A 3,525-nucleotide genomic window follows, 5' to 3' on the forward strand; every position below is an offset into this window, starting at 1 on the left:
TGTAAGTTTGATTATGATTCATTCTTATTTTGTGTTTATTTCATGTTAGTAAATTAGGCATATTGAGTTTAAGGTATGATGATACCCTAAATAAAGGATTAGGAATGGTTTTTGTGAAACCCTAACCCTAACCCTAAAAACCCTACCCACTAATCTCTCTCTTGAAATTTCGGCCATTAGGGTTTTTAACCCTAGATAGCCTTGTTTTAATTTTGATTATGTAAATCTAGGATTCTTCATATATTATATAAAAGGTTTATGTGTTTTTAAAATTAATTACATTGATTTTGAAAAACAAATATGAGGAACTTGATGAGTTTACAAAATTGATTTATAAAAGTCATTTTTAGTGTTCTTGAGAGTTTGATTAATTCATATGATGAAGGTATGTTTTTAATTTGTTAAAAACACTTAGGGTTACTGCCTAATGATGTATTAATGTATTAAAATTGTTTTTATACATTTTTATATCATAGAATTAATTTTAAATGAGATTTGAAATGAATTCTGGGTTGCTGCATTTTCTGGGCAGCAACATGTAAGTACTTTAAAAATCTTGAAAAATTGTTTTCTGGATTTTTTAAAGCAAGCCACTTATTAACTTCATTAATTCTAGGTCTTAACAATCTATAGGAAAAGTTCCCATGATTTTTGATGATCTAGAATAGCCACATAAGAATTTATGTGATTAAGAGTCGAATCTGTCAATTCTGACTCTATGTCACAAAAACTCTCAAATTAATTTCAAACGTTGGAATTAATTGATGAGACCCCTGCCATTGTTTAGAGGACTGAAAAACCTTGTGAAATGAAGTGTTTTGAGAACTTAGTTCACTAATAGAATGAGTTAATTAAATTGATTTGTGTAGGAATTCTTGAATCTGCCAGGGTTAAGAGTTCAAGTCACAAATAGCTCTAAAGTGAAACCAAACGTTGGAATCACTTAATGAGACCTATGCCATTTGAAAGAGGACTTAAAATCCTTGAGAAATAGTATTTTTCAGATATTAAAAGGTTGTTTTAATATAGAAGAAAAATATCTCAAAACAGTACCCAATTGCTGGAATTTCTGGTTTTAGAAATTGCTTGTTGTTTTGAATTTTATTTTGAGTTATTATTTATTCCACTTATGTAGGTTGATAGTGATTGATCTACTCTGCATATTAAAGTGTTAATAGCATAGTAGGAATTGTGATAATAATTTCTCAAAGTATTATTCATGTTTTAATTAAAACCCTAATTGCTTTGTTTTAGTGGTTTTAGTTATTTTAAAAGAAAGTGTTCTTTGATTTTCATATAAGATATGATTATATACTTTTAATGAGATTAAAAGTAATTAGTTATTATTATAGGATAATAATAATAATGGGATTATTATTGTTATAGGATAATAATAAAGAATGTGACTTTAATTAATTAAATGCCATTTGCCATCATCATTATTATAATTGCCTTTACTTAATGTTGTTTTCCTTTTATTATGCAATGTGTTGTATGATAATAAAATGGATGATTATGGACTTAAGACCAATTTAAAATGAGTTGAGATTGGCCGCATGTGATGTGACAGGTTATTGAATGGGTTTTATTTAAATGAGTTTAAATAAATGTGATGTAATTATTAAAGGCTTTCATGCCTCTTTCCCTCTCTCTCTCTTCACATGTAAATCCCCTATTTCCTTTAATCCCCTTCTTTATATTTAAATGTTTGTATTTTAAATTCAAAAAGAAGATCATGGTGGAATCCTGTTCGAGAGACATCAAGCACTTGAGAAGTACTTGGCAAGAGGAATGAAGATCTTGTGAAGATTTTCAGTATTATGTAATGTGTTGCATATGTGTATAATTACGATCACTCGACCCACCAATATAAGACCTAGGGTTCAGCTTTAGTGGCTCTAAGCATGAACCCAACCCTAAAGTCCATAATCAATCCAAGGCCCATTATATATTTGTGATGTATGCTTGCATGGGCCTTGACCTGATTTATTATATGTTCAACATGAATCCACCCCAACCTCTAGGAGGTCAGTGGGAGGATAGTTGAGAACTAATAATAAAGGTGGGTCTAAACCTTATGATATATTGTGATATATAGTAGTTATACATGTGATGTATGAATGTTTATAAAAATGAGACCATTTATCCAAAACCCCTAATTTTCTAAACTTAAATTGTAAGGAAGAGGCATGCAAATGCTTTATCCTAGCCTCCTACCATTACAAGCTATGAGGGTCTTTATGGTGGATGTGTTTGGCTGCAGATATGTGGGAACACATTCATTTGTAAAGATTCAAACAGGCTTGTGGCATATAGGATATCATGAGGTGCGATAATGGGGCTACCAAGAAGCCGATAGGTTGCGGGATGCCACATTCAATTGACCATACTCATGTGAATGGTAGGTATGATTTAACTATAATATACTAACCAATAAACTATTATGTGAGGTTATTATATTCTAGAGGCTAAAGGATGATTGGGACTTGCTTGAGAAGCATTAGGATAAAGAGTTATCCACCCCTTTGAGTTAGTGGCCCAATAACCTAACATGTGAGGGTCCACTAGTTCAAATGGGACTCCAATCCCTGCTATGGAAATTCGAACTATGTTTGAAATTCACAAAGTCTCATCTTAGGGTGTATGAGATTTGAACAAAGTAGTGGGAGGAAACATATAAATTAAAGACCAGAAATTTAATGTTTTCAAAATATGAAATTTATTAATATTATTATTTTCTATTGTAGATGGCACCACTAAACCCTTTATCACGTATTCTTGATGACAACCGTTTAACCGGTCCCAACTTCAATGACTGGATTAGAAACCTGAAAATTGTTTTAGCCGCCGACAAAATAGACTATGTCTTAAAGTCTCCACGTCCTAATGCTCTTCCCGAAGGGGCATCAGAAGAGGAACAAGTTACTTATAAGAAGTGGCTTGAGGATGATATTCAGGCGAGGTGCTATATTATGGCATCGATGACTAATGAGCTCCAAAGGCAACATGAAGTCATAGACAGCTCGCATGCTATCATCACCCATCTTAAGGAGCTATATGAGTCTCAGAATAGGGTTGTAAGGTACAACACTGTGGGAGAGCTCTTTGCTTGTAAGATGGTGGAAGGGACATCTGTCAATGAGCATTGCTTGAAGATGATCCGCAATATCCATGCCTTGCATGATCTTGGTGTGGATATCTCTTCTGAGATGGGGACTGATATTCTACTTCACTCACTTCCTGCGAGTTACAAACCCTTCATCATGAACTTTCACATGTCTGATGTGAATGACAAAGTCTCCCTGACTGACTTGATGAACATGCTTGTAACTGCTGAAGAGACTTTGAGAAAGTACTCTAAAGGAAGTATTTTAGTTTTTGATGGGGCTTCAACTTCTAAAACCGAGCCTAAGGGCAAAGGTAAAAAGAAGAAGAAGACCAATCTTGAACCAAAAGAAGGAATTAGAAGGAAGGCTAACAGAGGAAAATGTTTCCTCTGCAACAAGACTGGTCATAGGTCAGGAA

General features: G+C 33.3%; 1 protein-coding gene. It reads left to right on the forward strand.

Annotated elements, in window-relative coordinates; translation table 11 throughout:
* Positions 1-2,747: 2,747 nt before the first annotated feature.
* Positions 2,748-3,525 (forward strand): retrotransposon gag domain-containing protein (locus HLA93_RS20180; protein ID WP_222196239.1); only part of this gene is annotated, 778 nt, incomplete at its 3' end.

The organism is Modestobacter italicus, assembly GCF_019799965.1.
GTDB lineage: Bacteria > Actinomycetota > Actinomycetes > Mycobacteriales > Geodermatophilaceae > Modestobacter > Modestobacter italicus_A.